Annotated in this window: 29 protein-coding genes; 8 read left to right on the forward strand and 21 right to left on the reverse strand. The window is 68.7% G+C overall.

What is annotated here, in order from left to right; genetic code table 11:
- Positions 1–80: 80 nt before the first annotated feature.
- From C8D87_RS27660 to C8D87_RS27670, 3 genes are read right to left on the reverse strand one after another with little or no spacing between them, the layout of a single operon-like run.
- Positions 81–734 carry a GNAT family N-acetyltransferase gene (locus tag C8D87_RS27660; RefSeq protein ID WP_112228904.1) on the reverse strand — a complete coding sequence of 218 codons (654 nt, stop codon included), beginning with the start codon at positions 732–734 and terminating at the stop codon, positions 81–83.
- Complete coding sequence (gene glp / locus C8D87_RS27665; protein ID WP_109632010.1) at positions 734–1,957, reverse strand: molybdotransferase-like divisome protein Glp; 1,224 nt, start codon at positions 1,955–1,957, stop codon at positions 734–736. Before glp ends, C8D87_RS27660 begins: the two co-directional genes overlap by 1 nt.
- A gap of 16 nt (positions 1,958–1,973) precedes the next feature.
- Entirely contained in the window at positions 1,974–2,858 is an 885-nt protein-coding gene (locus C8D87_RS27670; protein WP_112228905.1) for a UTP--glucose-1-phosphate uridylyltransferase, read from the reverse strand.
- Between the two features lie 38 nt (positions 2,859–2,896).
- On the opposite strand from C8D87_RS27670, the gene C8D87_RS27675 reads away from it, so the two are divergent.
- The 4 genes from C8D87_RS27675 to mscL all read left to right on the forward strand — a co-directional run bounded on the left by C8D87_RS27675 (position 2,897) and on the right by mscL (position 4,918).
- Positions 2,897–3,463, forward strand: a complete 567-nt coding sequence (locus tag C8D87_RS27675; protein ID WP_112228906.1) for a 5-formyltetrahydrofolate cyclo-ligase — start codon at positions 2,897–2,899, stop codon at positions 3,461–3,463.
- A 94-nt stretch (positions 3,464–3,557) separates the two neighbouring features.
- A complete protein-coding gene (locus C8D87_RS27680) occupies positions 3,558–3,854 on the forward strand; it encodes an FmdB family zinc ribbon protein (RefSeq protein ID WP_109632003.1) in 297 nt (98 codons plus the stop codon).
- A gap of 72 nt (positions 3,855–3,926) precedes the next feature.
- Positions 3,927–4,481: an SAF domain-containing protein gene (locus C8D87_RS27685; RefSeq protein ID WP_112228907.1), complete on the forward strand. Its 555-nt coding sequence runs from the start codon at positions 3,927–3,929 to the stop codon at positions 4,479–4,481.
- Positions 4,481–4,918: a large-conductance mechanosensitive channel protein MscL gene (gene mscL, locus C8D87_RS27690; protein ID WP_112228908.1), complete on the forward strand. Its 438-nt coding sequence runs from the start codon at positions 4,481–4,483 to the stop codon at positions 4,916–4,918. The genes C8D87_RS27685 and mscL overlap by 1 nt, the downstream gene beginning before the upstream one ends.
- 364 nt (positions 4,919–5,282) lie before the next feature.
- On the opposite strand, the gene C8D87_RS27700 is transcribed toward mscL, so the two are convergent.
- From C8D87_RS27700 to C8D87_RS27735, 8 genes are all read right to left on the reverse strand, one after another.
- A complete protein-coding gene (locus C8D87_RS27700) occupies positions 5,283–5,465 on the reverse strand; it encodes a hypothetical protein (RefSeq protein WP_109631995.1) in 183 nt (60 codons plus the stop codon).
- Positions 5,452–5,952, reverse strand: a complete 501-nt coding sequence (locus C8D87_RS27705; RefSeq protein ID WP_045311897.1) for a MogA/MoaB family molybdenum cofactor biosynthesis protein — start codon at positions 5,950–5,952, stop codon at positions 5,452–5,454. Before C8D87_RS27705 ends, C8D87_RS27700 begins: the two co-directional genes overlap by 14 nt.
- A 5-nt stretch (positions 5,953–5,957) precedes the next feature.
- The gene (locus C8D87_RS27710; protein ID WP_109631993.1) at positions 5,958–6,857 is read right to left on the reverse strand and encodes a sensor histidine kinase; all 900 of its coding nucleotides are present in this window, start codon (positions 6,855–6,857) and stop codon (positions 5,958–5,960) included.
- Positions 6,842–7,528 carry a response regulator transcription factor gene (locus C8D87_RS27715; RefSeq protein WP_112228910.1) on the reverse strand — a complete coding sequence of 229 codons (687 nt, stop codon included), beginning with the start codon at positions 7,526–7,528 and terminating at the stop codon, positions 6,842–6,844. Before C8D87_RS27715 ends, C8D87_RS27710 begins: the two co-directional genes overlap by 16 nt.
- Before the next feature lie 167 nt (positions 7,529–7,695).
- The gene (locus C8D87_RS27720; RefSeq protein WP_112229067.1) at positions 7,696–9,198 is read right to left on the reverse strand and encodes a S1C family serine protease; all 1,503 of its coding nucleotides are present in this window, start codon (positions 9,196–9,198) and stop codon (positions 7,696–7,698) included.
- 66 nt (positions 9,199–9,264) lie between these two features.
- Positions 9,265–10,347 carry a galactose-1-phosphate uridylyltransferase gene (gene galT, locus C8D87_RS27725; protein ID WP_112228911.1) on the reverse strand — a complete coding sequence of 361 codons (1,083 nt, stop codon included), beginning with the start codon at positions 10,345–10,347 and terminating at the stop codon, positions 9,265–9,267.
- Positions 10,344–11,141: a DeoR/GlpR family DNA-binding transcription regulator gene (locus C8D87_RS27730; RefSeq protein ID WP_112228912.1), complete on the reverse strand. Its 798-nt coding sequence runs from the start codon at positions 11,139–11,141 to the stop codon at positions 10,344–10,346. Before C8D87_RS27730 ends, galT begins: the two co-directional genes overlap by 4 nt.
- Before the next feature lies 1 nt (position 11,142).
- Positions 11,143–13,125, reverse strand: coding sequence for a beta-galactosidase (locus C8D87_RS27735; RefSeq protein WP_215732507.1), 1,983 nt, complete (start codon positions 13,123–13,125; stop codon positions 11,143–11,145).
- 242 nt (positions 13,126–13,367) lie between these two features.
- Between C8D87_RS27735 and C8D87_RS27740 the strand changes: the two genes are divergently transcribed.
- The 3 genes from C8D87_RS27740 to C8D87_RS27750 are packed head-to-tail and all read left to right on the forward strand — an operon-like array spanning position 13,368 to position 16,530.
- Complete coding sequence (locus C8D87_RS27740) at positions 13,368–14,675, forward strand: ABC transporter substrate-binding protein (RefSeq protein ID WP_109631980.1); 1,308 nt, start codon at positions 13,368–13,370, stop codon at positions 14,673–14,675.
- Positions 14,672–15,628 (forward strand): carbohydrate ABC transporter permease, encoded by a 957-nt coding sequence (locus C8D87_RS27745; protein WP_233439189.1) that lies wholly within the window; start codon positions 14,672–14,674, stop codon positions 15,626–15,628. The genes C8D87_RS27740 and C8D87_RS27745 overlap by 4 nt, the downstream gene beginning before the upstream one ends.
- Positions 15,625–16,530 carry a carbohydrate ABC transporter permease gene (locus tag C8D87_RS27750; protein ID WP_112228914.1) on the forward strand — a complete coding sequence of 302 codons (906 nt, stop codon included), beginning with the start codon at positions 15,625–15,627 and terminating at the stop codon, positions 16,528–16,530. Before C8D87_RS27745 ends, C8D87_RS27750 begins: the two co-directional genes overlap by 4 nt.
- A gap of 61 nt (positions 16,531–16,591) precedes the next feature.
- Here C8D87_RS27750 and lepB read toward each other — a convergent pair whose 3' ends face one another.
- The 7 genes from lepB to C8D87_RS27785 all read right to left on the reverse strand — a co-directional run bounded on the left by lepB (position 16,592) and on the right by C8D87_RS27785 (position 21,678).
- Positions 16,592–17,398 (reverse strand): signal peptidase I, encoded by an 807-nt coding sequence (gene lepB, locus C8D87_RS27755; protein ID WP_233442313.1) that lies wholly within the window; start codon positions 17,396–17,398, stop codon positions 16,592–16,594.
- A 10-nt stretch (positions 17,399–17,408) separates the two neighbouring features.
- A complete protein-coding gene (locus C8D87_RS27760; RefSeq protein WP_411711468.1) occupies positions 17,409–18,803 on the reverse strand; it encodes a sensor histidine kinase in 1,395 nt (464 codons plus the stop codon).
- Positions 18,800–19,498: a response regulator transcription factor gene (locus C8D87_RS27765; protein ID WP_109631973.1), complete on the reverse strand. Its 699-nt coding sequence runs from the start codon at positions 19,496–19,498 to the stop codon at positions 18,800–18,802. The genes C8D87_RS27760 and C8D87_RS27765 overlap by 4 nt, the downstream gene beginning before the upstream one ends.
- Before the next feature lie 69 nt (positions 19,499–19,567).
- The gene (locus C8D87_RS27770) at positions 19,568–20,179 is read right to left on the reverse strand and encodes a trimeric intracellular cation channel family protein (protein ID WP_112228916.1); all 612 of its coding nucleotides are present in this window, start codon (positions 20,177–20,179) and stop codon (positions 19,568–19,570) included.
- 31 nt (positions 20,180–20,210) lie between these two features.
- A complete protein-coding gene (locus tag C8D87_RS27775) occupies positions 20,211–21,188 on the reverse strand; it encodes a nucleotidyltransferase domain-containing protein (protein WP_233442314.1) in 978 nt (325 codons plus the stop codon).
- 38 nt (positions 21,189–21,226) lie between these two features.
- On the reverse strand, positions 21,227–21,442 hold the full coding sequence (locus C8D87_RS27780; protein ID WP_112228917.1) for a hypothetical protein: 216 nt from the start codon (positions 21,440–21,442) through the stop codon (positions 21,227–21,229).
- 68 nt (positions 21,443–21,510) lie between these two features.
- Complete coding sequence (locus C8D87_RS27785) at positions 21,511–21,678, reverse strand: methyltransferase domain-containing protein (protein ID WP_112228918.1); 168 nt, start codon at positions 21,676–21,678, stop codon at positions 21,511–21,513.
- Positions 21,679–21,692: 14 nt separating this feature from the next.
- Here C8D87_RS27785 and C8D87_RS45325 point away from each other — a divergent pair, with 14 nt between their 5' ends.
- Positions 21,693–21,977 carry a hypothetical protein gene (locus C8D87_RS45325; protein ID WP_146771887.1) on the forward strand — a complete coding sequence of 95 codons (285 nt, stop codon included), beginning with the start codon at positions 21,693–21,695 and terminating at the stop codon, positions 21,975–21,977.
- A gap of 33 nt (positions 21,978–22,010) precedes the next feature.
- On the opposite strand, the gene C8D87_RS27790 is transcribed toward C8D87_RS45325, so the two are convergent.
- From C8D87_RS27790 to C8D87_RS27800, 3 genes are read right to left on the reverse strand one after another with little or no spacing between them, the layout of a single operon-like run.
- Positions 22,011–23,168: a GNAT family N-acetyltransferase gene (locus C8D87_RS27790; RefSeq protein ID WP_112229070.1), complete on the reverse strand. Its 1,158-nt coding sequence runs from the start codon at positions 23,166–23,168 to the stop codon at positions 22,011–22,013.
- Between the two features lie 10 nt (positions 23,169–23,178).
- Positions 23,179–23,994 (reverse strand): 3-hydroxyacyl-CoA dehydrogenase family protein, encoded by an 816-nt coding sequence (locus C8D87_RS27795; RefSeq protein ID WP_112228919.1) that lies wholly within the window; start codon positions 23,992–23,994, stop codon positions 23,179–23,181.
- Positions 23,991–24,311 (reverse strand): EthD family reductase, encoded by a 321-nt coding sequence (locus C8D87_RS27800; RefSeq protein WP_109631963.1) that lies wholly within the window; start codon positions 24,309–24,311, stop codon positions 23,991–23,993. The genes C8D87_RS27795 and C8D87_RS27800 overlap by 4 nt, the downstream gene beginning before the upstream one ends.
- Positions 24,312–24,356 lie beyond the last annotated feature (45 nt).

The following is a 24,356-nucleotide window of genomic DNA, read 5'->3' on the forward strand; positions in this document are numbered from 1 at the left end:
CTCGCCGAGCGCGGTGCGTACCAAAGTGTGGTGTATCACCCACTTTTGGGTGAAGCGATTACGACGAACGGAAGCAACTGTCAGGGAAGACGGCCCTCTCCGCGTGCAACCAAACGGCGCACTAGGCCATCCGGTATCTCTTCGGCCGTGAGCGCGAAGCAGAGGTGATCGCGCCACTGGCCGGCAACATCCAGATAACGCTTGAAGAGGCCTTCCTCGCGATAGCCGGACTTCTCGAGCACACGGATCGAGGCCGCGTTCTCGGGCCGGACCGTCGCTTCGAGGCGGTGCAGACCAGCCTCGCGGAAAGCGTGGTCGGTGAGCAACGCCACGGCCGCCGTTGCGACGCCTCCGCCCGCCCGATCAGCGGCTACCCAGTAGCCGATCCAGGCCGACAGCAGCGAGCCCCTGACGATGTTGCCGACGGTGATCTGACCGGCAACCTCGCCGTCCACCAAGATCATGAAAGGCAGCGTGGTGCCGCGCCTGGCCATGGCGCGCAGCGACGACCACTGGGCGGGCCAGGAGAGCGTCGCGTTGCGCTCGTCCCAGCCCTCCGGCGCGGTGGGTTCCCACTGCTCCAGGTAGTCGCGGTCACGGATCCGCAGCCGCGACCACTTGCCACCGTCGAAGAGCCGCGGCCCGCGCAGGACGACCGTTCCCGCGCGCACCTCGATGGGCCCCAGCCGGACTGGCCAGCCGGGGTGTCGGCCGAGATCCGCGAATACGCTCATCAACCGCGCTGCGCGAGGAAGCTGACGAGCACCTCTTCGCCGACGGAGACCTCGGTGACGTCCTCCTCGACCATGATCAGGCAGTTGGCTTCCGCCAGTGACGCGAGCAGGTGCGCCCCTGACGTGCCGAGCGGCTGCACCAGGTACTCGCCGTTGTCCGCGTCGCGCAGCAGCTGGCCGCGCAGGAAGCCGCGGCGGCCCTTCGTCGACGACAGCGGCGACAGCAGGCGAGCCGACACCGCGCGGCGGTACGGGTTCTTCTTGCCCAGCGCGGCCCTGATCAACGGCCTGACCAGCACCTCGAACACCACGAGCGCGCTCATCGGGTTCGCGGGCAGCAGGAAGGTCGGCACCGCGTCCGGGCCGAGCCGCCCGAAGCCCTGCGCTGAGCCGGGGTGCATGGCGATGCGGGTGACGTCCATGTCGCCGAGCTCGGCCAGCGCGGCCTTGACCTCGTCGCCGATCGAGCCGCCCACGCCACCGGCGATGACGACGATCTCGGAGAGCAGCAGCCGGCCCTCGACGACCTCGCGCAGCCGGCGCGGGTCGGCGGACATGATGCCGACCCGGCTGACCTCGGCCCCCGCGTCACGCGCGGCGGCGGCCAGCGCGTACGAGTTCACGTCGTAGACCTGCCCCTGACCGGGCGTGCGATCGACGTCGACGAGCTCCTCGCCGAGCGAGATCACCGACACCCGCGGGCGCGGGTGGACGAGCACCTTGTTGCGTCCGACCGCAGCCAGCAGACCCACCTGAGCAGCACCGATGGACGAGCCACGACGCACGGCGACGTCGCCGGTCTGCACGTCCTCGCCGGTGCGGCGGACGAACCCGGCGGACGGCACGCTGCGGTTCACCGTGACCTTGGCGTGGTGTCCGTCGGTGTAGCCGAGCGGAACGACCGCGTCGGCCAGCGTGGGCAGCGGCGCACCGGTCGCGACCCGCACCGCCTGGCCGGGCTGGAGCCGGCGCGGCTGCCGGGAGCCGGCCGGGATCTCGCCCACGACCGGCAGCTGCACGGGGTTCGCGTTCGCGCCGGAAACGTCGACGCTGCGCACGGCATAGCCGTCCACCGCGGCCTGGTCGAAGCCGGGCAACGCGCGTTCCGCGACGACCTCCTCCGCGCAGAGCAGGCCCTGCGACTCCGAGATCGCCACCCGCACGGGTGCGGGCCGCACCGCGGCCGCGATCACCCGAGCGAGCTGCTCGTCCACTGACCTCATGTGTTGGTCCTCGCGCTCAGGAGTTGTCGAGGCGTTCCCGCAACCACTCACGCAGGTCGGGTCCGTACTCCGGGGTCTTGAGTGCGAAGTCAACCGCAGCGCGCAGGAATCCGGCGGGATTCCCAAGATCGTGTCGCCCACCGCGGTGGACCACGACGTGCACGGGGTGACCCTCCGCGATCAGCAGCGCGATGGCATCGGTGAGCTGCAGTTCACCGCCGGCACCAGGCGTGATGCGCTTGAGGGCGTCGAAGATCGCGCGGTCGAGCAGGTAGCGCCCGGCGGCGGCGAACGTCGACGGCGCGTCCTCCGGCTTGGGCTTCTCCACCATGCCGACGACCTGCTTGACGTCGTCGTTCCCGGTGTCGCGGACGTCGAACACGCCGTACGCGGAGATCTGCTCACGCGGGATGTCGAACGCCAGCAGGACGCTGCCGCCCTTCTCCTCGCGAACCTTCGCCATCTTCTTGAGCGCGTCGGTCGGCAGGATGATGTCGTCCGGCAGAAGCACCGCGACGGCATCGTCCTCACCTGTCAGGTTGCCCTCGGCGCACCCGACGGCGTGACCGAGGCCGAGCGCCTGCTCCTGGATCGCGGTCTCCGCCTTGATCAGCTGCGGGGCGCGCTGGATCTTCTCGACGAGGTCGGACTTGCCGCGGGCGGCCAGCGTCTGCTCGAGCTCGGGGTTGGCGTCGAAGTAGTTCGCGACCGACGCCTTCTCCGGCGAGGTGACGATGACCAGCTTCGTCGCCCCCGCCTCGGCCGCTTCCCTGGCCACGTACTCGATGGCCGGGGTGTCGACCAGCGGCAGCAACTCCTTCGGCACGGACTTGGTCGTGGGGAGGAAACGGGTGCCCAAGCCGGCCGCGGGCACGATAGCGGTGTGGAAGGCGCTGCTCATGGGCTGCGATGCTAACGACATACCGAGGGATACCCCGCATGACGTCCTATGTTCGTGACCGTAAGGCCACGCTGCGTTCACGGTTGCTGGCGGAAAGGCGCGCGGTTTCGCCCGAAGACCGCGCCGTGGAGGCCGCGGCGCTCGCGGCCCACGTGGCCGCGCTGGACGTTCGTCCTGATCAGACGGTGTGCGCGTTCCTGCCGGTCGGATCGGAGCCCGGTGACGCGTCGTGGCTCGACGGGCTGCGGTGCCGGGTGCTGCTGCCGATCGTGACGGGCGAATCGCCGCTCGACTGGGCCGTCCACACCGGGCCGGCCGGGCTCGTTCCCGCCGCGTTCCGGTTGATGGAGCCGTCCGGTCCCCGGCTGGGGCCCTCGGCGATCGCTGAAGCCTCCCTGGTGCTGGTGCCCGCGCTGGCGGTGTCGCTGGACGGGGTGCGGCTCGGGAAGGGGCAGGGGCACTACGACAGGTCGTTGCCACTGGTCAAAGCCCCGTTGGTGGCCGTCGTGCGGGATTGCGAGGTGCTTGAGGAGGTGCCCGCGGAGCCTCACGACGTGCGGATGGACGGGATCCTGACGCCGTCTGCGGGCCTGCGGTGGCTGTGACGTTGACCTGTGGTGTTTGCGCTCCGGGAAGGTCCTGTCGCAAAATCGTGTTGGCACTCACAACGGTCGAGTGCCAGATCTAGGAGCGAACACAGTGCCTACGTACCAGTACGCCTGCACCGCGTGTGAGCACCGGTTCGAGGCTGTGCAGTCGTTCAGCGACGCCTCCCTCACCGAGTGCCCGGAGTGCTCTGGCAAGCTGCGCAAGCTCTTCGGCGCCGTTGGTGTCGTCTTCAAGGGCAGCGGTTTCTACCGCACGGACAGCCGCTCCGGCTCGTCCAAGAGCACGTCGTCCACGACGTCCTCCACGCCCGCGGCGACCACCTCGTCGTCCTCGTCCTCCTCGGACTCGAAGCCCGCGAGCAGCGCTCCGGCGGCCGCGGCGAGCTGAAGATCGCGAGTTGTCCACAACTTGCGGCTGAGCCCCCATTGACATGCCCCCGACGGCCTTACCGTCGGGGGCATGACTCTTTCCAGCACCGGTTTCGACCGGGTCCGCACACTCCTGCGCCGCCGTCCTTCTGTTGCGTGGCGCCGGTTTCTCGCCATCAGCCTGGCTCTGCTAGCCGTGTTGCTGAACTTCTGGCCAGACGTGGGTCATCCGGCCGTTGTCGCGTCACGTGACCTGCCCGCCGGGGTGTCGCTCTCGTCCGCCGACGTCCGGCTGGTGACGCTGGCCGCGCCGGTTTCCGGTTCGTTCCCCGGTGTCGACGCCGTGGTGGGCCGGACGCTGAACGGCGCGGCGCGGTCGGGCGTCCCGCTCACTGACTTCGATCTCGCCGGCGCGCCGGACGATCTGGTGTCGGTCGCGGTGCGGGTGCCTGACCAGGGGTTGGCCGGCGTGGTGCGGATGGGCGACCGGGTCGACGTGGTGTCGCCGTCGGCGGAAGTGCTCGCGGAGAACGCGTCCGTGCGAGAGACGCGGGGACAAGTCGTTGTGCTCACGTTGCCGAGACTTAATGCAAATCGGGTGGCCGCGATGTCACTGGATCATGCGTTAGCCGTTACTCTCCGCTGATGCTGAAGGGATTCAAGGACTTCCTGATGCGCGGGAACGTCGTCGACCTGGCTGTGGCCGTGGTCATCGGCACGGCGTTCACCGCGATCGTCACCGCATTCACCACGAGCCTGATCAAGCCGCTGATCGCCTCGCTCGGAAGCACCGAGACGAAGGGCCTGGGCTTCTACCTCCGACCGGGCAAGGAGGACACGTACCTCGACTTCAGCAACGTCATCAACGCCGCGATCAACTTCGCGATCGTCGCGGCCGTTGTGTACTTCGTCCTGGTGGTGCCGATCAAGAAGATCCAGGATCGCCGCAAGAGGGGCGAGGAGGCCGGCCCGGCCGAGCCGACCGAGGTCGAGGTGCTCAAGGAGATCCGCGACCTGCTCACGGCTCAGCAGAACCACCAGACGGTGGCGCAGTCAACCGACGTACGCGGTCCGAAGGTCTGACAGGATCGCTCCGAACCCCGAGCCGACCCACCCCACCGGGACGAGGCGCGCGGCCCTCACCAGTGAGCGCCGCGCGTCTTCTCCTGGCTCGGCGGGTACACCCGCACGCGCCGCTCGTCGCCGCGGCACCGCGCCAGTGGGTGCTGAGCAGCTGGGGTTCTGGCACCTGCAGACGAATCTCGGGATCCCAGAGCAGGGCGGTGTGCTCGACCTCGAGAACGGAGTCGCGCACCGGCGGCCTGCAGGTGGTCCTGGCGGGCCACCGCGCGCGCTGGCCGACCATGCGCACGCTCGGGTGCTCCGCGACGATGGCCACCTGCAGCGCGACCTCGTCCTCCGGCAACAACAAGTCCTGCGCTTCGGCTCAACCCTCGTGGTGAGGCGGCCGGTTCTCCACGTACCAGGCATCGCGCTCCTCCGCCGGAGCCGCGCCGCGCTCGTCCGACGTCGTCTCCGGGAGCACGTCGCCGAACACCTCAGCCAGCCGGCGACGGCGCTTCAGAGCAGCGTCGTCGTCGGCCGGCTTGGGCTTGTCACTCTTCGTCAAGACCGCTCAGCTGTTCGATGACGTAGGGCACCAACGCCGACAGCGTCGCCATGCCGTCGCGGACCGCGGAGCGCGAGCCCGCGAGGTTCACGACGAGCGTGCTGCCGGAGACGCCCACGAGACCGCGCGAGATGCCCGCGTCGACCGCGCCCGCGGCGAGGCCGGAGGCGCGGAGTGCCTCGGCGATGCCGTGGATGGGACGGTCGAGCACGCCCTGCGTGGCGTCGGGGGTGACGTCGCGCGGCGACACACCGGTGCCGCCGACGGTGACCACCAGGTCGACGCCACCGATGACGGCCGTGTTGAGCGCGGCCCGGATGTCGACCACCTCACCCTCGACCGCGACGGTGCCGTCGACGATGAACCCCGCTTCTTCGAGCAGTTCGGTGACGAGAGGGCCGGAGTTGTCGTCCTGCTCGCCGTGCGCCACCCGGTCGTCCACGATCACGACCAAAGCGCGGCCAAGGCGCTGCGCGCTGCGTTCCATACCGATCACCGTAGCGGGAGTCTGACTTCGAAGCGGCAGCCAGGACCGTGGTTCTGCGCGGAGATCCGGCCCGCGTGCGCGTCGACCAGCCCGCGAGCGATCGAGAGGCCCAGTCCGGCGCCTGTCGGGTTGCGGGCGGCGCTGCCCCGGAAACCCACGTCGAACACCTGTGGCAGCACGTCATCGGGTATGCCGCCGCACGCGTCGTCCACCCGCACCACCGCCTCGCCTCCGTCCACATCGACCTGGACGGCCACGGCGCCGCCCTGCGGTGTGTGGCGAATGGCGTTGGACACAAGGTTGCGCACGACACGCATCAGTTCCGGATCCGAGCCGCGCACGATCGGCCATTCACGAGCGTCCGCGCGCAGCTCGACGCCCTTGAGCTGAGCCACCGGCCGGGAAGCGGCGACCACGTCGCTGACCACGTCGGCCAGCCGCACGTCGTGCAACGTCAGCTTCAACGCCCCCGCCGTGATCCGCGACAGCTCGAACAGGTCGTCGACGAGCTTCGACAGGTGGTCGGCCTCCTGCGCGATCTGCTTCGCGTAGACGGCCACCTCACCCGGCTCGGAGACGACCCCGTCCTCCAGCGCCTCGGTCATCGCCCGAATGCCGGCCAGCGGCGTGCGCAGGTCGTGACTGATCCACGCCACCAGCTGCCGCCGCGCCGCCTCCGCCTCCCGCTCCCACATGGTGCGCCGCGCGATCGCACGGCCCAGCATGATCGAGAACGGCACGGTGACCAGGCCGACCAGCGCGCACGCCATGAGCGCGGCCCCCAGCATCGGCGTGAACATGAACCCGCTGACCACGAGCACGCCACCGATGGTCGCCACCACCGGCACGATCACCATGACGGTCATCGCGCTGGTCAGCGACACCTTGCTCAGTCGATCGAACATCTGTCGTACCTGTATCCCACGCCCCAGACAGTGCTGAGCCGCATCGGCTTGGCGGGGTCCTTCTCGATCTTCTCCCGCAACCGTCGCACGTGGACGGTCACCGTCGACTGATCCCCGAACTGCCAGCCCCACACCCGCTCCAGCAGCTCGGCCCGCCCGAAGGCGCGGCCCGCGTTCGCGATGAAGAACGCCAGCAGGTCGAACTCGCGAGTGGTCAGCTGCAACGGCGTCCCGTCGAGCGTCGCGGTGTGCGCGGCCACGTCGAGCACCAGATCCCCGTCCCGCACCACCCGCGGCTCGTAGGTCTTGTTGGCCCGCCGCAGCACCGAGGACACCCGCAACGCCAGCTCGCGCGGGCTGAACGGCTTCGTGACGTAGTCGTCCGCGCCGATCTGAAGCCCGGCGATGCGGTCCTCTTCCTCGCCCAGCGCCGTCAGCATCACCACGGGCGTGCTGCCGCGCTCCCGGACCCGCCGGCACACCTCGAGCCCGTCGATGCCGGGCAGCATCAGGTCCAGCACGACGATGTCCGGCTCCCGCGCGGCCATCAACCGCAACGCCGTCTCCCCGTCGCCTGCGAGCTCGACCTCGTACCCGGCGTGTTCGAGGTAACGGCGCACCACGTCCCGCACCGTCGTGTCGTCGTCGACGACCAGCACTCGTTCCGCCACGTCACCAAGCTAAGCCACGAGGACGCCGGCGGCTCGCATCCGTCACCAGCACGTAAGAAGGGGCCGTACCTGTGTGCGGGGCAGGTGCCCACAGGTACGGCCCCTCCGGCGTCGTCACGCCTGGTTTCTGGCGGGCGGCGGATGCCAGAACCCAGACGTCCCCCGACCTACTCCACCTCGACTCCGTCGAGGGTGGCTTCCACGGTCCTGTTGTCGGACAGCGTGATCGTGACCTTGTCGCCGGGAGCCTTGGACCGGACCGCTGCGACCAGCGTGTCCGACTCGTCGATGCGGCGATCCCCGAACTTGGTGATCACGTCACCGGCCTTCAGCCCGGCCTTCTCCGCCGCGCCACCCGGCGTGATCTCCGTGATCCTGGCGCCGCCCTCGGTCGACTCGACCTTCACGCCCAGCACGGTCTGCTTGGCCTTGCCGGTCTTCACGATCTCGTCGATCGTGCGGCGCGCCTGGTCCATCGGGATCGCGAAGCCGATGCCGACGGAGCCTGCCTGGCCGCTGCCCGTGTTCGGGCTGTAGATCGCGGAGTTGATGCCGACGACCTGGCCCTGCATGTTGACCAGGGGCCCGCCGGAGTTGCCGGGGTTGATCGCGGCGTCGGTCTGGATCGCGTTCAGCACCGTCGCCTGCGAGTTGCGGGCGTCGCCGCCGGCCGAGACCGGGCGGTTCAGCGAGCTGACGATGCCCGACGTGACGGTGCCGGAGAGCTCGAACGGCGAGCCGATCGCGACGACGCCCTGGCCGATCTTCATGTCGCCGGAGTTGCCCAGCTGCACGACCGGGAGGTTCGAGACGCCGTCGGCCTGGATGACGGCGATGTCGGAGCTCGGGTCGCGGCCGAGGATCTTGGCCGTGGCGGTCTTGCCGTCCTGGAAGACGACCTTGATGTTGCCGCCCGCGGCCGCGCCTTCGATGACGTGGTTGTTCGTCACGATCTGGCCGTTGCTCGAGATGATGAAGCCGGAGCCCTCGCCGGCGCCGGTCCGCGTCACGACCTGGATCTGGACGACGGACGGTAGCAGCTTGTTCGCCACGTCCTCGACCGAGCCGGCCGGGGCGTTGCTGGTCTGCGAGGCGGGGCGCGGTGTGTCGAGAGAGCTGACCGCGGACGAGTCGTTGGCGAACGTGTAGCCCAGGTAGCCGCCGAGGCCGCCGGAGAGTCCGCCGACCATCAGCACCAGCGCGGCCACGCCTGCGACGACCTTGCCGCGGCCCTTGGGACGCGGAGGAACGGGCGGAGGCTGGTAGCCGGGCGGCAGGTAGTACTGGCCCGTCGACGGCGGTTCCGCGCCGAACTGGGAGGTGGTGGCCCCCAGGCCGAGGGGGTGGCCTGGGGGAAGTTGGCCGGACCCGGAGGCTGGAAGCTGCTGGCCGGGTCCGGACCCGCCGAGCTGCGCCTGGCCCGCGTCAGGTGAGGGCACCTGCGGCTGGGCCGGAGTGAAGGAGGCAGGAACGCTGCCAAGACCGGCTGGTTGGCCGGTGGGGGCCTGATAGGCCCCAGCCTGGCCGGATCCCCCCTGCAAAGGATCCGGCTGGCCGGGATCCGGCAGCTGCGGGCCCTGCTCCCGCGCGCCGGAGTCGGTCTGACCGGCGGGCGGCGGCACGGAGTGGGGCTGGTCCGGCTGCTTCGCTGGCTCGTTGCTCTCGGTCATGGCCATAGTCTCGCGGCCCGTCCTGAGAGAACCCTTAGACCAGCCTGGGAGCTCCGTGAGGGTATTTCAGCGGCTTCGGAGGCGCTCCGCGATCTGCTCCGGAGTGACGTCGTTGATCCACACGGCCTCGCCGGACTCGGAGCCCGCGAGGTACTTGAGCTTGTCGGCGGTCCGCAGCACCGAGAAGACCTGGAGGTGCAGCCACAGCTCGTCCCGGCCGACGTTCACCGGTGCCTGGTGCCACGCCGCGATGTACGGCAACGGCCTGTTGTACAACGCGTCCAGCCGGTGCAGCACGTTCAGGTACAACGAAGCGAAGTCGTCACGTTCCACAGAGGACAGACCGGCGAGATCCGCGATCTGACGGCGAGGCGCCAGCACTACCTCGACGGGCCAGCGCGCCGCGGCCGGCACGAAGGCCACCCAGTGCGCGGACTCTTCCACCACGCGCGCGCCCGCGCGCAGTTCGGCCTCCAGCACGTCACCGAACAACGGCCGGCCGTGCGCCGCGTAGTACTCCAGTGCGGCCTCGAGCATCCGTTCGGTACGAGGCGTCAAGAAGGGGTACGCGTAGATCTGACCGTGCGGGTGCGAGAGCGTCACGCCGATCTCTTCACCGCGGTTCTCGAACGGGAAGACCTGCTCGACACCGGGCAGCCCGGACAAGAACTCGACCCGGTCGGCCCACGCGTCGACGACGGTCCGCACGCGCGACGCCGAGAGCTCACCGAAGGACGTGTTGTGGTCGGACGTGAAGCACACGACTTCACAACGTCCACGGCCGGGCGCGCGCGCGAACAGCGGCTCGCCATCCACAGTGGACGGAACGTCGAGAACGTTCTGCGCCAGCGACGGAAACCGGTTCTCGAAGACGACGACGTCGTAGTCGGCCTCGGGAATCTCCGTGGGCCGGCCCGGCGTCGACGGGCACAGCGGGCACAGGTCCGCCGGCGGCTTGTACGTCCGGGTCTGACGATGGGCGGCGAGAGCCACCCATTCGCGGGTCAACGGATCCAGCCGCACTTCGGACATCGGCTGCGTCACGGGCAGATCCCGTGTGTCCACCGCGGTTCTCGGTGGCGCCTCAGCGCTGTCGTCGAAGTAGATGATCTCCCGGCCGTCCGCCAGTTTGCCCGCGGTACGCCTCACGCCAACTCCTCGCCGCTTCCTGGTACGTGCGCCAACACCAACTCGCCCACCTGATCCGCGAGGATCGCGCGTGCGTCGTCCGGCAGACCCTCATCGGTCACCAGGACGTGCGCCTCGTCGAGGTCGGCGATCGTGGAAATGCCCACGGTGCCCCACTTCGTGTGGTCCGCGACCACGACCACCCGCCCGGCGGCGTCGACGAGCGCGCGGTCCGTTTCACTCTCGTTGAGGTTCGGGGTGGTGAAGCCGGAGCGCTCGGCCATGCCGTGCACGCCCAGGAACACCACGTCCAAGTGCAGCGATCGCAACGCCTGCACGGCCACGGGGCCCACCAACGCGTCGGACGGCGTGCGTACACCGCCGGTCAGCACGACCGTGCGGTCTGTACGTCCGCTCTGCTGCAGCACGTCCGCGACGCGGATCGAGTTCGTGACGACGGTCAGGTCCGGGATGTCGTCGAGGAACCGGGCCAACGTCCACGTCGTCGTCCCGGCCGACAGCCCGATGGCCGTGCCCGGACGCACGAGTCCCGCGGCGAGCGCCGCGATCGCTTCCTTCTCGGGCAGCTGCCGGACCGACTTGGCCTCGAAACCGGGCTCGTCGGTCGAGCGCCCGACGACGGACGTCGCGCCACCGTAAACCTTTTCCACCAGTCCGCGTGAGGCGAGCACGTCGAGGTCGCGGCGCACGGTCATGTCCGAGACCCCGAGCCGGACGACCAGGTCGCTCACGCGCACCGCGCCGGTCCGCCGGACCTCTTCCAGGATCACCGCTTGCCGTTGACGTGCCAGCACCTCACACCTCTTCCCTGAGGACCACGACGTCCCCGGCTCGCACGGTGAGGCGTCCGGAGACCTGCTCGCCGGACAACACGTCGACACCGGACGCCTCGATCTGCGCGTCGGTGTCGGTGTGGTTGACGGCGAAGAGCCACGATACGTCGCCCTTGCGCCTCACAAGCTCAACTTGCGGACGCGACACCTCAACGCCCGCACTGGAAAGCGCGTTTTCCACCGTTCGGCCGAGACCGCTCTCGTCGAGATCGCACGCGACGTACCACGCGACGCCGTTGCCAAAGGCGTTTCGCGTCACCGCGGGCACGTCAGGCAGCGGGCCGTCGGCGTAGGAGGCAACGATGTCAGCGCTCTTGACGTGCAGGTGTTCCGTCCACAGCGAGGCGGTCGACCCGTCGGTCAACGAAACCGTTTCGCCCTGCCGCAGCGGGTAGAACTCCTCCGACCACACGCCCAGGACGTCCCGGAACGCGCCGGGGTAGCCACCGAGCCGCACTCGCGTGTGCTCGTCGGCAACACCGGACAAGTACGTGACCACGACATGACCGCCGCCTGCCACGTAGTCCGCGATCACCGCGGCATGCGCGTCGGACACGGCGTAGAACGCAGGCACGACGACCATCGAGTACGCCGAGAGGTTGGTGCCCGGCGCGACGAAGTCGACCGTCACCCCGGCCTGCCACAGCGCCTTGTAGTAGCCGAAGACGTGCTTGCGGTAGTCGAAGTCCGTCGTCGGATGCGAGTCCTGCCGCAGCGCCCAGCCGGACTGCCAGTCGAACAGGATCGCCACCGATGCGTCCACAGTGGATCCGGCAACATCGGACAGCTTCGCGTACTCGGACCCGACCTGGCAGACCTCGCGGTACACCTTCGTGTCGGCACCCGCGTGCGGCACCATCGCCGAGTGGTAGCGCTCGCCGCCACCGCGCGACTGCCGCCACTGGAAGAACAGGGTTCCGTCCGCGCCGCGCGCGATGTGCTGGAACGAGTTGCGCCGCATCTCGCCGGGCAGCTTGGCGATGTTGCGCGGCTGCCAGTTCACCGCCGACGTCGAGTGCTCCATCAGCAGCCACGGCTTGCCGCCGGCGAGGCCGCGGGTGAGGTCGGCGGACATCGCGAGCTCGATGTGCCGGTCCGGTGACTGGGCCTCGGTGTAGTGGTCGTTGGAGACGAAGTCGACCTCGCGCGCCCACTTCCAGTAGTCCAGCGCCTCCATCGTCCAGGTGACCATGAAGTTGGTGGTGATCGGCACGTCCGGCGTGATCATCCGGAGCACGTCGCGCTCGGCCTTGTACTGCGCCAGCAACGCGTCGTCGCAGAACCGGTCGTAGTCGAGCAGCTGACCGGGGTTCGAGTACGTCGGCGTGACGCGCGGCGGCAGGATCTGGGCGAAGTCCGTGTAGCCCTGGCTCCAGAACGCCGTGGACCACGCGTCGTTGAGCTGGTCGAGCGTGTAGCGGGCGGCGAGCCACTCGCGGAACGACGCGGCGCACGTGTCGCAGTAGCAGCGCGGCACGTGGCAGCCGTACTCGTTGCCGACGTGCCAGGCGGCCAGCGCGGGGTGGTCCTTGTAGTGCGACGCCATCTCGGCGGCTAACGCGGTCGCCCGGTCGCGGTAGATCGGCGACGACGGGCAGTAGGCCTGGCGTGAGCCGTGGGAGAGCCGCACACCGTCCGCGCGGACGGGCAGCATCTCGGGGTACTGGGCGGTGAGCCACGGCGGGGGTGACGCGGTCGCGGTCGCCAGGTCGACGCGGATGCCACCTGCGTGCAGCAGGTCGAGCACCCGGTCGAGCCACTCGAACCGGTACTCACCCTTGCTGACCTCGATCTTCGCCCAGCTGAAGATCCCGACGCTGACCATGTTCACGCCGGCGCGGCGCATGAGCTCGACGTCTTCGGCCCACACGTGTTCGGGCCACTGCTCCGGGTTGTAGTCGGCACCCCAGGCGAGCCCCGGCATGCCTGTCGGCCAAGTCGTCACGGCGGCAAGAGTGGCCGACAACAACCCCCAACGTCAACACAAGCAAACACAACTTCGCGTTTGGCTCTGTTCGGCGGTTGACCGGTACAAGTACCGGGATCGTGCTAGAAACGGGCTGTGCCTGGGTTTAACAGCTGCGTAACGGGACTTGACAGGATGTGTGCCTGGGACCACATTGTGCGCAACTTTGTTTGAGTCCTGTTCGGTTCGCACACGAGCGAGTGTCACCTGTAGGAGCGACGATGGTTCGGTACACGCCCGGTTCCACTCCGTTACCGCATCTCGGCAGGCGCGCGATGCTGCGGATCATGCTGGCCGGCGCCGGCGTCGCCGCGACCGGCGGTCTCGCGGCGTGCGGCGGCGGCTCGGGCTCAGGTGGTGACTCCAAGGTCGTCACCTTCGGCAACAACCTGTCCGACCAGGTGCCGAAGGACGCGATCACGGCCGCGGTGAAGGCCTTCGAGGCCAACTCCGGCGGGCTCTCCGTCACGATCAACACCAAGCAGCACGAGCAGTACCAGGAGCAGATCAACAACTACCTGCAGGGCAAGCCGGACGACGTGCTCGCCTGGTTCGCGGGCTACCGCATGCGGTTCTTCGCCAACCAGGGCCTCACCGGCGACCTCACGGACCTGTGGGGCAAGGTCGGCGGCAACTACTCCGACGCGCTCAAGCAGGCGTCCACGGGCTCGGACAACAAGCAGTACTTCGTGCCGTTCACCCAGTACGCGTGGGGCATGTTCTACCGCAAGAGCGTGTGGCAGGAGCGCGGTTACGCGGTCCCGAAGACGCTCGACGAGCTCGTCGCGCTCGCCACGAAGATGAAGGCCGACGGCCTGATCCCGATCGCCTTCGCGCAGAAGCAGGGCTGGCCTGCCATGGGCACGTTCGACCAGCTGAACTTCCGCATCAACGGCTACCAGTTCCACGTCGACCTGCTGGCGGGTAAGGAGAACTGGCAGGACAAGCGGGTCAAGGACGTGTTCGACACCTGGAAGCGGCTGCTGCCGTTCCACCAGGAGAACGCCCTCGGCCGCGAGTGGCAGGAAGCGGCGCAGACGCTGCAGCAGAAGAAGTCCGGCATGTACCTGCTGGGTGCGTTCGTGGGTCAGCAGTTCCCCGACGCGGAGAAGGCGGACCTGGACTTCTTCCCGTTCCCGGAGATCAACCCCGAGCACGGCACCGACACGGTCGAAGCGCCGATCGACGGCTACATGATGGCGAAGAAGCCGGCCAACCCCGAGGGCGCGCTGAAGCTGCTCGAGTACCTGTCGAGCGCCGAGCCGCAGCTCACCTACCTGAAGGCCGACCCGACCGCGGTCGCGACCAACCAGAAGGCGGACACCTCCGGCTACAGCCCGCTGCAGAAGAAGGTGGCGGACACCATCAAGAGCGCCAAGCACATCACGCAGTTCCTCGACCGCGACACCGACCCGGGCTTCGCGAGCGAGGCGGCCACCAACGGCCTCATCGAGTTCATCAAGGACCCGAACAACATCGACTCCGTGCTCAAGGGCATGGCTGATCAGGCGAAGAACATCTTCAAGTGACCGCGTTGCAGGAGAAGCCGAAGGCGGTGGCCCCCGTGGGGCCGCCGCCTCGTCGGCGTGGAAAGCGTGCCACCGCACTGGCAGGTACCGACAAGCTGGTGCTGGGGCTCATGCTCGGCATCCCCACGATCGTGCACCTGATGTTCGTGTGGGTCCCGACGCTGGGCTCGATCGCGTTGTCGTTCAGCAGATGGAACGGCATCGGCGGGTTCGAGGACATCGAGTGGATCGGTGTCGGCAACTACGTCGAGATCTTCACGGAGTACCCGCGGTTCTGGCCGGCGGTGCAGCACAACCTGATCTGGTTGGCGTTCCTGCTCGTCGTGCCGACCTGCGCCGGCCTGCTGCTGGCCGTGCTGCTCGACCGCGAGCTCAAGTTCAGCCGGATCTACCAAAGCGCGCTGTACATGCCGATGGTGCTGTCGCTCGCGCTGATCGGCTTCATCTGGCAGCTGATCTACACACCGGACGGCGGCCTGCTGAACTCGCTGCTGGGTCTCAGCGACAACCCCGTCGACTGGATCGGCGACTCCGACATCAACCTCTACGCGGTGCTCGTCGCGGCCGCGTGGCGGCACACCGGCTACATCATGCTGCTGTACTTGGCGGGCCTGAAGTCGGTCGACCCGGCGTTGAAGGAAGCGGCAGCCCTGGACGGCGCCTCGGCTACCCAGACGTTCTTCCGGGTCACCTTCCCGGTGATGAAGCCGGTCAACATCGTGGTCGCCGTCGTGACGGTGATCGAGGCGCTGCGCGCGTTCGACATCGTCTACGTCATCAACAAGGGCCGCAACGGTCTGGAGCTGTTGTCGGTGCTGGTGACCGACAACATCATCGGTGAGGCTTCGCGCATCGGCCGTGGTTCCGCGGTCGCGGTGATCCTGCTGACGATCTCGCTCGGCGTCATCATCCCGTACCTGTACCAGACGTTCAGCAAGGAGAACCGGACGTGACGGCCACCTTGGAACGGCCTTCGGTGCCGGTGAAGAACAAGAGGCCGCCGATCACCCCGGCTCGCGCCGCGCTGCACGTCTTCCTGGTCCTGACGTGCCTCGTGACCTTGGCGCCGCTGCTGTGGGCGGTCTACGCGTCGCTGCGCACGTACGACGACACGTCGGTCAACGGCTACTTCTCCATCGCGAAGTCGCTCACGCTCGACAACTTCGCCAAGGCGTGGGAGATCGGCAACCTGCCGCACTTCTACTGGAACACGTTCCTGATCACCATCCCGGCGCTGATCATCACGCTGTTGCTCAGCTCGATGGTGGCGTTCGGCGTGTCCCGGTTCAGCTTCAAGTTCAACCTGCTGCTGCTCATGGTGTTCACCGCGGGCAACCTGTTGCCGCAGCAGGTGATCGTGACGCCGTTGTGGCGGTTGTACAGGCTGATCGAGCTGCCGGCGTGGATGTCGGCGAGCGAGTCGCTGATCGACTCGGCGCTCGGTGTGATCCTGATCCACATCGCCTTCCAGATGGGCTTCTGCACCTTCGTGCTGTCCAACTACATGAAGACGATCCCGTACGAGCTGACCGAGGCCGCCCGCGTGGACGGCGCGTCGGTGTTCCGGCAGTACTGGCAGCTGACGTTGCCGCTGTGCCGACCCGTGCTGGCCGCGCTGGCGACGCTGGAGTTCACCTGGATCTACAACGACTTCCTCTGGGCGTTGGTGCTGATCCAGGACGGCGACAAGATGCCGGTCACCTCGGCGTTGCAGAACCTCCGGGGCACGTTCTTCACCGACAACAACCTGATCGCGGCGGGGTCGCTGCTGGTGGCACTGCCCACGCTGGTGGTGTTCTTCGTGCTGCAGCGGCAGTTCGTCGGCGGGCTCACGCTGGGCTCGACGAAGGGCTGAGAGGACACAGCGAGAAGGGGCGAGGGCCGGCTGGCCCTCGCCCCTTCTTCGCGTCTGAAGCCTACTTGCCGCCGGTCTGCGGGTTGAAGTCGGAGATGGTGCCCCACCGCCCGACCGGAATCACGATCACCCGCGCCTTGCCCACGACGTTGTCGATCGGAATCGCACCGTCGGCAGGCGTCGGGTCGCCGTGCTTGCGCGAGTCCGACGAGTTGTTGCGGTTGTCGCCCATCACCCACAGCTTGCCCGCGGGGACGGTGACCTTCTCGAACGAGTCCTGCTGGCGCGGGCCGCCGCCGAAGTTCAGGTACGGCTCGTCCAGCGGCTTGCCGTCGACGAGGACGCGGCCCTGGTCGTCGCAGCACTCGACGGTCTGGCCACCGACGGCGATGACGCGCTTGATGAAGTCCGTGCCGCTGGGCTCGGACAGGTTCACCATCGAGCCGAGGTCCTGCAGCGTGCCCGTGACGAAGTTCGGGGGCTGCTTGCCGCCCGTCCAGTTCGGCGGGCCGCGGAAGACGATGACGTCGCCCGGCTGGGGGTCGCGGAACAGGTACGTGATCTTCTCGACCAGCACCTTGTCGTTCACGCAGCCCGTGCAGCCGTGCAGGGTCGTCTCCATCGAGGCCGACGGGATGACGAACACGCGCGCGATGAACGTCTGGATGACGACGGTCAACAGCAGCGCCACGCTGAAGATGACCAGCAGCTCTTTCCAGAACGGCTGCTTCTTCTTCGCCTTCTTCTTGGAGAACCTGGGCGCCGGTTCGTCGTCGTAGGAGTACGACGAGGAGCGCGCAGCGCCGTCTCCGGCGGGAGGCGTCGTCTCCCAGGTCGACGAAGAATCGTCGTTCACGCGATGACTCACACGCCCCACCTTACGGACGTCCGGGTAGGCGCAACGTGAACAGGGCACCACCCTCGGGCGCTCTGCCCGCCATGGCCGTACCACCGTGCCGTTGTGCCACCTGCTTCACGATGGCGAGTCCCAGGCCGGAACCCGGCAGGGTCCTCGCCTCGGACGAGCGGTAGAACCGCTCGAAAACGTGAGGTAGATCGGCATCCGCGATGCCGGGGCCCGCGTCCGCCACCTCCACCACGGCGCTGCCGTCGCCCACCTGACGCAGGGTCAGCCGCACCGCTGAGCCCGACGGGCTGAACTTCACCGCGTTGTCGAGGAGGTTCAGCACCGCGCGCTCGAGAGCACTTGAATCACCCAGAAGTGTCCACGGTTGCAGCTGCACGTCGAACGTGACGTTCGAGGCGCGTCTGCGCGCGCGGTCCATCGCCCGTTCTATCACCTCGACGAGGTCGACGGGTTCGTGGATGACCTGCGGGGCGTCCTCACGGGCCAGTTCGACCAGGTCACCGATCAGCGTGGTCAGCTCGTCGAGCTGGGCGCGCACGTCGGACTGGATCTCCCGCTTGTCCTCTTCGGACAACGTGGGCGAATCCGGACGTTCCGACGCGAGCAGCAGCTCCAGGTTGGTGCGCATCGAGGTCAACGGCGTGCGCAGCTCGTGGCCCGCGTCGGCGACCAGGCGCCGTTGCCGTTCCTGCGACTCGGCGACCGCGCCGAGCATCGCGTTGAAGCTGTGCGTCAGCCGCGCCAGCTCGTCGTCTCCCGACACCGGGATCGGCGTCAGGTCGCCGGTGTTCGCGACGCGTTCGGTGGCCTCGGTCAGCCGTTGCACCGGCCTGAGACCGGTGCGGGCGACAGCCGTGCCCGCGATGGCCGCGAGCAACACGCCGGCACCACCGATGAGCAGCAGAACGACACTGAGCTTGGCCAGCGTCGTGCGTTGCGGCTGCATCGACTGGGCGATGACGACCGCCTGGTCCGACCCCTCCGGCCCGTAGCGGACGGCGATCACCCGCGTCTCGGTCCTGTGGTCGGTCCAGATGTACTCGGGACGCTCGCCCTGCGCGACCTCCCAGGCCTCCTCGACGACAGGCGGCGGCTCGCCGGTCTTCGGGTAGAGGATCTTCCCGGTGTCGGCCTGCAGCAGGCCCATCTTCACGTCGCCGGCGGCGAGGAACGCCGCCGGGTAGTTCTGGACCTCGTCCGGAGTGGTGACCTTGAAGCCGGTCGCGACCGTGGCGGCACGTGAGCGCAGGCCTTCCTCGAGCGCGTCGTACACGCTCTTGCGGACGATCATGTATGCGCCGAACGACACCAACGCGACGGCCCCGGCGACGCAGAACGCCGCGAGCCAGGTGACCCGAGCCCGCAGCGACGCTCTCTGCAGCCGTCCCTGGGGTTCGATGATCACGGAGGCGTCTCCCGGAGGACATAGCCCACCCCGCGCACCGTGTGGATCAGCCTCGGCTCGCCATCCGCCTCCGTCTTGCGGCGCAGGTAGCCCACGTAGACCTCGAGTGCGTTGCCCGAGGTCGGGAAGTCGTATCCCCACACGTCCTCCAGGATGCGGCTGCGCGTCAGCACCTGTCGCGGGTGCGCCAGCAGGAGCTCGAGCAGCGCGAACTCGGTGCGGGTGAGGCTGATGGGCCGGTCACCGCGGCGGACGTCCCTGGTGGACGGGTCGAGCTCCAGGTCGGCGAACTTGAGCACGGCGGCGGACTGCTGCGCGGCGGCGTCGTTGTCCTGTGCGGCACGGCGCAGCAACGCGCGCAGCCGGGCCAGCAGCTCTTCCAGCGCGAACGGCTTGGGCAGGTAGTCGTCGGCCCCGGCGTCCAGCCCGGACACGCGGTCGCTCACGGCGTCCCGCGCGGTCAGCACGAGGATCGGCAGGTCGTCACCGGTGCTGCGAAGGCGCCGGCACACCTCCAGCCCGTCCAGCCGCGGCATCATCACGTCGAGCACCATGGCGTCCGGCCTGGCGGCAGTCACCGACTCCAGGGCCTGCATGCCGTCTCCGGCAGTCTCGACCTGGTAGCCGTTGAACTGGAGCGAGCGGCGGAGTGACTCCCGGACCGCTCGATCGTCATCGACAACGAGGATGCGCATAGGGGCAGTGTTGCTGAGGGATCTGAGAGGCGCCTGAGAAGGGCCCTAACTGCGGGTGTGAGTTCAGTGTTAACCCTCGAGGCCACGCGCGACGGGCGCATTCCACTTCCGCCACAGCGCAATCAGCCTGATGGTGATGATTATTGACGCACCGGTCAACGCGACCAGGTCTTTCGGCAGCCCGGCCAAGGTGCCCAGCGCGACGGCGACCGCGCCGGCCAGCGCCGCCACGGCGTAGATCTCCCTCCTGAGCACCAGCGGAATTTCACGGAGGAGGAGGTCACGGACCGCACCACCACCGATGCCCGTCGTCATCCCGATGAGGCACGCGGCGTACGGAGTGGCGCCGAGAGCCAGCGCGGTGGTGGTGCCGGACGTGACGAACAGACCGAGCCCCACGGCGTCCAGCAGCAGCACGGAACGGCGGAGCTTCGCGACCTGCGGGTGGAACCAGAAGACGATCAGGCCCGTACCGCCGGCGACCAGCAGGTACGGCCAGGTCCTGAGGGTGGTCGGCGGGTGCACGCCCAGCAGCACGTCCCGGATGATGCCGCCGCCCAGCGCCGTGGTGAGCGCCAGCACGATCACGCCGAACACGTCCAGGCGAGCACGGACGGCAGCCACCGCACCGGACGCGGCGAAGACCGCGATCCCGATCAGTTCCAGGACGATGAGCAGCACGAACAGGAAGACTAGCGCCGCACTAACGGATCTATCTGGGTAACGCCTCCCGGCGGTAGCCAGCCTCCAGCCGCCCACCCGCGGACGTCAGAACGTGCTCGACGACCTCGATGAACCACTCTGCGCCCTCGCCCCGCACCAGCGCCCGGTAGGCGTCCACGAGCTCGTCGGCCTTGGCCTCCCGCAGACGGCGCAGCAACCACTTCCCGTGGCCGAGCCACCGGTTCTGCACGACCAGCGCCAGCTCACCCGCGCAGGTCAGCAGCCTGGCCGCGACGAACAGCCGTTCGTCCTCGTCCCGTGCCCCGATCAGGTCCTCCAGCAGGTCGGTGGTCCCGTACCTGCGGTCTTCGAGTTCCGTGGCAGTCGGGTGCGGAGGACCGATGTCCAGCAGAGCGCGCGCCTCAGCCCGCATGCGCTGGCCGGTGCCGTTGGCATCGAGCATGAGGAAGCCCTCGGCGCACATGTGCAGCAACGGAGGCCGCCGGTCCTGGATGTCCCGCGCCACGAAGTCCTGGAACGACTCGATCGTGTGACAGAACAGCTCGACCGGCCAGCCGCGGTGCTCCAGCGTCTCGCGGAACGCACAGGCCAGGTCGTCGACGATCACGATGATGTCCAGGTCCGAGTTCGCCGTGTAGTTCCCGGCCGCGACGCTGCCGCCGAGGAACGCCGCCGTCGCGAGCGGATAGCGTTCGTCGATCAGGTCGCGGGCCACCTGCACGGGATCCTTGTCCCAGTCCAGCGGATGCCCGGTGACGTAGTAGTCCTGCGCGGGGTCGAGCGGGCCGAGCACCTGTTCGACGTGCTGCCGGATCTCCGGGCTCACCTCGTGCATGTCCACGAGCCACGGGTTGTCCTCGGCGTCGAACAGCGGCCGGATCTGCAGGAACTGCGCGCGCGAGATGTCCCGCACGCTGACCGGTGGCCCGCTGTGCCTCTTCGCGTAGCCCTTCAGGCGCCAACCCATGTTGTCGCCGTAGGCGTGCCTTGCGTCGTCCGCCGACATGCGTTCCATTGTTACTTGGCTGAGCGGTGCGGACGAATTCAGACTCTTGCCACCGCCAGCACGTATCCCAGCGACGACTCGCACGCGGCCGGCGACAACAGCTGGTCGAGGTACTGCTGCGCCGTTTCTCCGTGCGCCGCAACAAGAGCGTCGTAGTGCCGCCGGGCACCGTCGCGCATCCGCTGCAGGGTCCTGCGCGTCTCCGCGGTCAGGTCCAGCAGTTCGACGACCTGCAGGCCCGCCGCGGCCAGCAACTTCGGGTCGCCGGCGAACGTGGGCAGCTCGTCGATGTCGTAAGTGGTCAGAGCCGGCCGCAGCTCGTTCAGCTCACCTGCGAAACCGGCCGCCGCTGCACGAAGTCGGACACCACGACCACACCGGACGGCTTCACCACGCGAGCCAGCTCGCGCAGGACGCCGGCCCTGTCCCCCAAGAGCGGCAACGTCTCCACGGCCCACGCCACGTCGAACGCGTCGCCGGAGAACGGCATCGCGTGCGGATCACATGCACGAACCGGACCTGGTCGTCGACGAACAACGCTTCCGCGCGAACGTTGGCCAGCCGAACCTGCTCAGCGCACGGAGATACCGACACGATGTCGGCGTGCGACGCCTCCGCCAACCGGAAAGCCGAGGTGCCGACGCGGCGCCCCAGATCCAGCACGCGCCGGCCGTGGCGGGCGCCGAGCTTGTCGATGTGCAGGGCGGTCATGCGTTCGGCCGCGATCCGGTTCGAGGACTGGTCCTCTTCGGAGGTCCAGAGACCAAAGTGCAAGGTTGTGGTCCCTGATGGTGCGCATGACCTCGTGGTGGACGTCGGCCATCAGAAGAAGTCCGCGAGCCGTGGCGCGCCGGACGCGCCGACGAGCTGGTCCAGCACCACCGCGTCCGCCGGGTCGCCCTCCAGCAAACCCGCGCGCCGCAACGCATGCGTGTTCTGCGCGCCGGAGAACCACGGGCCGAGCGCCCGCGCGTGCAGCCGGACGGCGCCGGTGCCACCGGGTTCGACTCGCACCGCGCCGTCCTCGGCGACGATGCGGTGCAGGCCCGCGTGCCACGGCGCGTGCTCGTCGACGATCTCCAGGTCCACCGCCGCGTTCGCCGGGCGCGGCCAGCCGCGGGCGGCCACCGCGGCGGGCAGGTCGACGACGCGGAGCATCCAGGTCGAGGTCCACACCGAGTACCGCACCGGCGTCGCCCCGAGCAGGTTGAGCGTCGCGGGGTCGGTGATCCGCAGGTCGATGGCGTCGAGCGTGCCCGCCCACGACCGCAGCGACGCGAGCAGGTTCAGCTGGGCCTCGACGTCGACGCCGATCAGGTCGTACACCTTGAGGCGGCCCATGTCACCGCCGGGCTCGCGCTGCGCCGTCAGGTACCCGCGCAGGCCGTTCGGGCCCGGCAGCACGCTCACCAGGTCCATCTCGAGCACCTTCGCGAGGTCGATCCTCGGCGGGCGGCGATCGGCCATGCCGTCGATCGTCCGCGCCACCTCGAGGTAGCAGTCGCGCAGCGCGCTGAGATCAGCCTCACCGGCCGGTCGCGACGCCATCAGCTCGGCGGGACGCGGAGTTGTCAGCAATCTGTCCATCGGCAACTCGACCCACTCGAAGAGCCCGGCGCGTTCCCAGCCGCGTTTCCGGTACAGGGTCGGCACGGTCGCGTAGAGCACGGAGATGGGCTGACCGTGCTCCCGCATCACCGGCAGAGCGGCGTCGAGCAGTGCGGCGGCCACGCCACGGCCACGCGTGGCACCGTCGACGGCGACGCCGCCGATCCCGCCCATGGGGACCGCGGCGCCACCGTAGAACTGCGCGTACTCACCGATGCCGAGCACACCGGCGACCTTGCCGTCGAGTTCCGCCACCAGCCCGTGTCTGCCCGGCTGGACCAGCCGCTCCGGCCGTTCGGTCGAGTTGAACGCGAGCCTGCGCAGGCGGAAAACCGCGTCGAGGTCGTCCTCGGTGTACTCCCGAATGTGCACCGACAACTATCTACCAGGAAAAGAAGCCCTGGCCCGACTTCTTTCCCAGCTCGCCGCGCGCGACCTTGTCCCGCAACAACTGCGGTGGCTCGAACCGGGGCCCCAGTTGCGCCGCGAGGTGCTCCGCGATCGCCAGCCGGACGTCGAGGCCGACCAGGTCGGTGAGCTCCAGCGGGCCCATCGGCCAGCGGTAACCGAGCTTCATGCCGGTGTCGATGTCCGCCGCGGAGGCCACGCCCTCCTCCAGCATGCGGATCGCTTCCACGCCAACGGCGACACCCAGCCGCGAGGTCGCGAAGCCCGGTGCGTCACGAACCTCGATGACGGTCTTCCCCCACTGTTCGGCCCAGGTTCGCGCCTTGGCCACGTTCGCGGGGTCGACGCCGTCGTGGTGGACGAGCTCGACGAGCTGCTGCACCGGGACGGGGTTGAAGAAGTGCATGCCCAGCACGCGTTCACCGGGAAGCCCTGCGGCGATCTCGGCGATCGACAGCGACGAGGTGTTGGTCGCGAGGATCGCCCGCGGGCACTTCTCGGCCGCGAACCCGAGGACCTTCTGCTTCAGCGGCACGTTCTCCGGCACGGCCTCGACGACGAGCTCCGCGTCCGCCGGCAGCTCACCGGTGCTCAGGTTCGCGAACACCGCCTCGGCATCGGCGAGCTTGCCCTTCTCCTGCGCCTTGTCGAGCGAGCGCTTGACGGCGAGCCTGCCCTGTTCGGCACGTTCGGCGTCGGCTTCCGACAGCGTGACCTCGTGGCCGTGGGCGAGCAGGACGTGGATGATGCCCGCGCCCATCGTGCCGCCGCCGATGACGACGGCCTTCACGGCGCGACCACCTCGGCGCTGAACATCGCGACGAGCTCCATGCCACCGATCTCGGCGAGGTTCGCGCCGGACGAGGCCCACTCGGGCGTCTTGAAGGCGGCCTTCATCGACTCGGCCGACTCGAAGTACAGCTCGGCGATCAGGTACGGCTCGGTGTCGCCCAGGAACCCGGCCAGGAACACCCGCTGCACCTTGGCGACCTCGGCGCGCACGAGTCCCGGCACCGAGTCGGCGATCGGCATGTGCGTGCCGAAGTACTTCTCGTCGAAGCCAGCGGGATCTGCGGGCTTCTTGTACAGCGCGATGTACTTGATCATGTGACGCCATCCTCCTCGACTCGCCCAGCACTGTAACGCCCTGGC

Source organism: Lentzea atacamensis, assembly GCF_003269295.1.
Taxonomy (GTDB): Bacteria; Actinomycetota; Actinomycetes; order Mycobacteriales; family Pseudonocardiaceae; genus Lentzea; species Lentzea atacamensis.

Coding starts and splice junctions, on each gene's coding strand:
- C8D87_RS27785 (WP_112228918.1), bottom strand. CDS start 21,678: ATGCCGTTCTCCGGCGACGCGTTCGACGTGGCGTGGGCCGTGGAGACG.
- glp (WP_109632010.1), bottom strand. CDS start 1,957: ATGAGGTCAGTGGACGAGCAGCTCGCTCGGGTGATCGCGGCCGCGGTG.
- C8D87_RS27720 (WP_112229067.1), bottom strand. CDS start 9,198: ATGACCGAGAGCAACGAGCCAGCGAAGCAGCCGGACCAGCCCCACTCC.
- C8D87_RS27765 (WP_109631973.1), bottom strand. CDS start 19,498: ATGCGCATCCTCGTTGTCGATGACGATCGAGCGGTCCGGGAGTCACTC.
- C8D87_RS27660 (WP_112228904.1), bottom strand. CDS start 734: ATGAGCGTATTCGCGGATCTCGGCCGACACCCCGGCTGGCCAGTCCGG.
- C8D87_RS27710 (WP_109631993.1), bottom strand. CDS start 6,857: ATGTTCGATCGACTGAGCAAGGTGTCGCTGACCAGCGCGATGACCGTC.
- mscL (WP_112228908.1), top strand. CDS start 4,481: ATGCTGAAGGGATTCAAGGACTTCCTGATGCGCGGGAACGTCGTCGAC.
- C8D87_RS27775 (WP_233442314.1), bottom strand. CDS start 21,188: ATGTCGGCGGACGACGCAAGGCACGCCTACGGCGACAACATGGGTTGG.
- C8D87_RS45325 (WP_146771887.1), top strand. CDS start 21,693: ATGCACGAACCGGACCTGGTCGTCGACGAACAACGCTTCCGCGCGAAC.
- C8D87_RS27685 (WP_112228907.1), top strand. CDS start 3,927: ATGACTCTTTCCAGCACCGGTTTCGACCGGGTCCGCACACTCCTGCGC.
- C8D87_RS27800 (WP_109631963.1), bottom strand. CDS start 24,311: ATGATCAAGTACATCGCGCTGTACAAGAAGCCCGCAGATCCCGCTGGC.
- C8D87_RS27740 (WP_109631980.1), top strand. CDS start 13,368: ATGGTTCGGTACACGCCCGGTTCCACTCCGTTACCGCATCTCGGCAGG.
- C8D87_RS27675 (WP_112228906.1), top strand. CDS start 2,897: ATGACGTCCTATGTTCGTGACCGTAAGGCCACGCTGCGTTCACGGTTG.
- C8D87_RS27705 (WP_045311897.1), bottom strand. CDS start 5,952: ATGGAACGCAGCGCGCAGCGCCTTGGCCGCGCTTTGGTCGTGATCGTG.
- C8D87_RS27670 (WP_112228905.1), bottom strand. CDS start 2,858: ATGAGCAGCGCCTTCCACACCGCTATCGTGCCCGCGGCCGGCTTGGGC.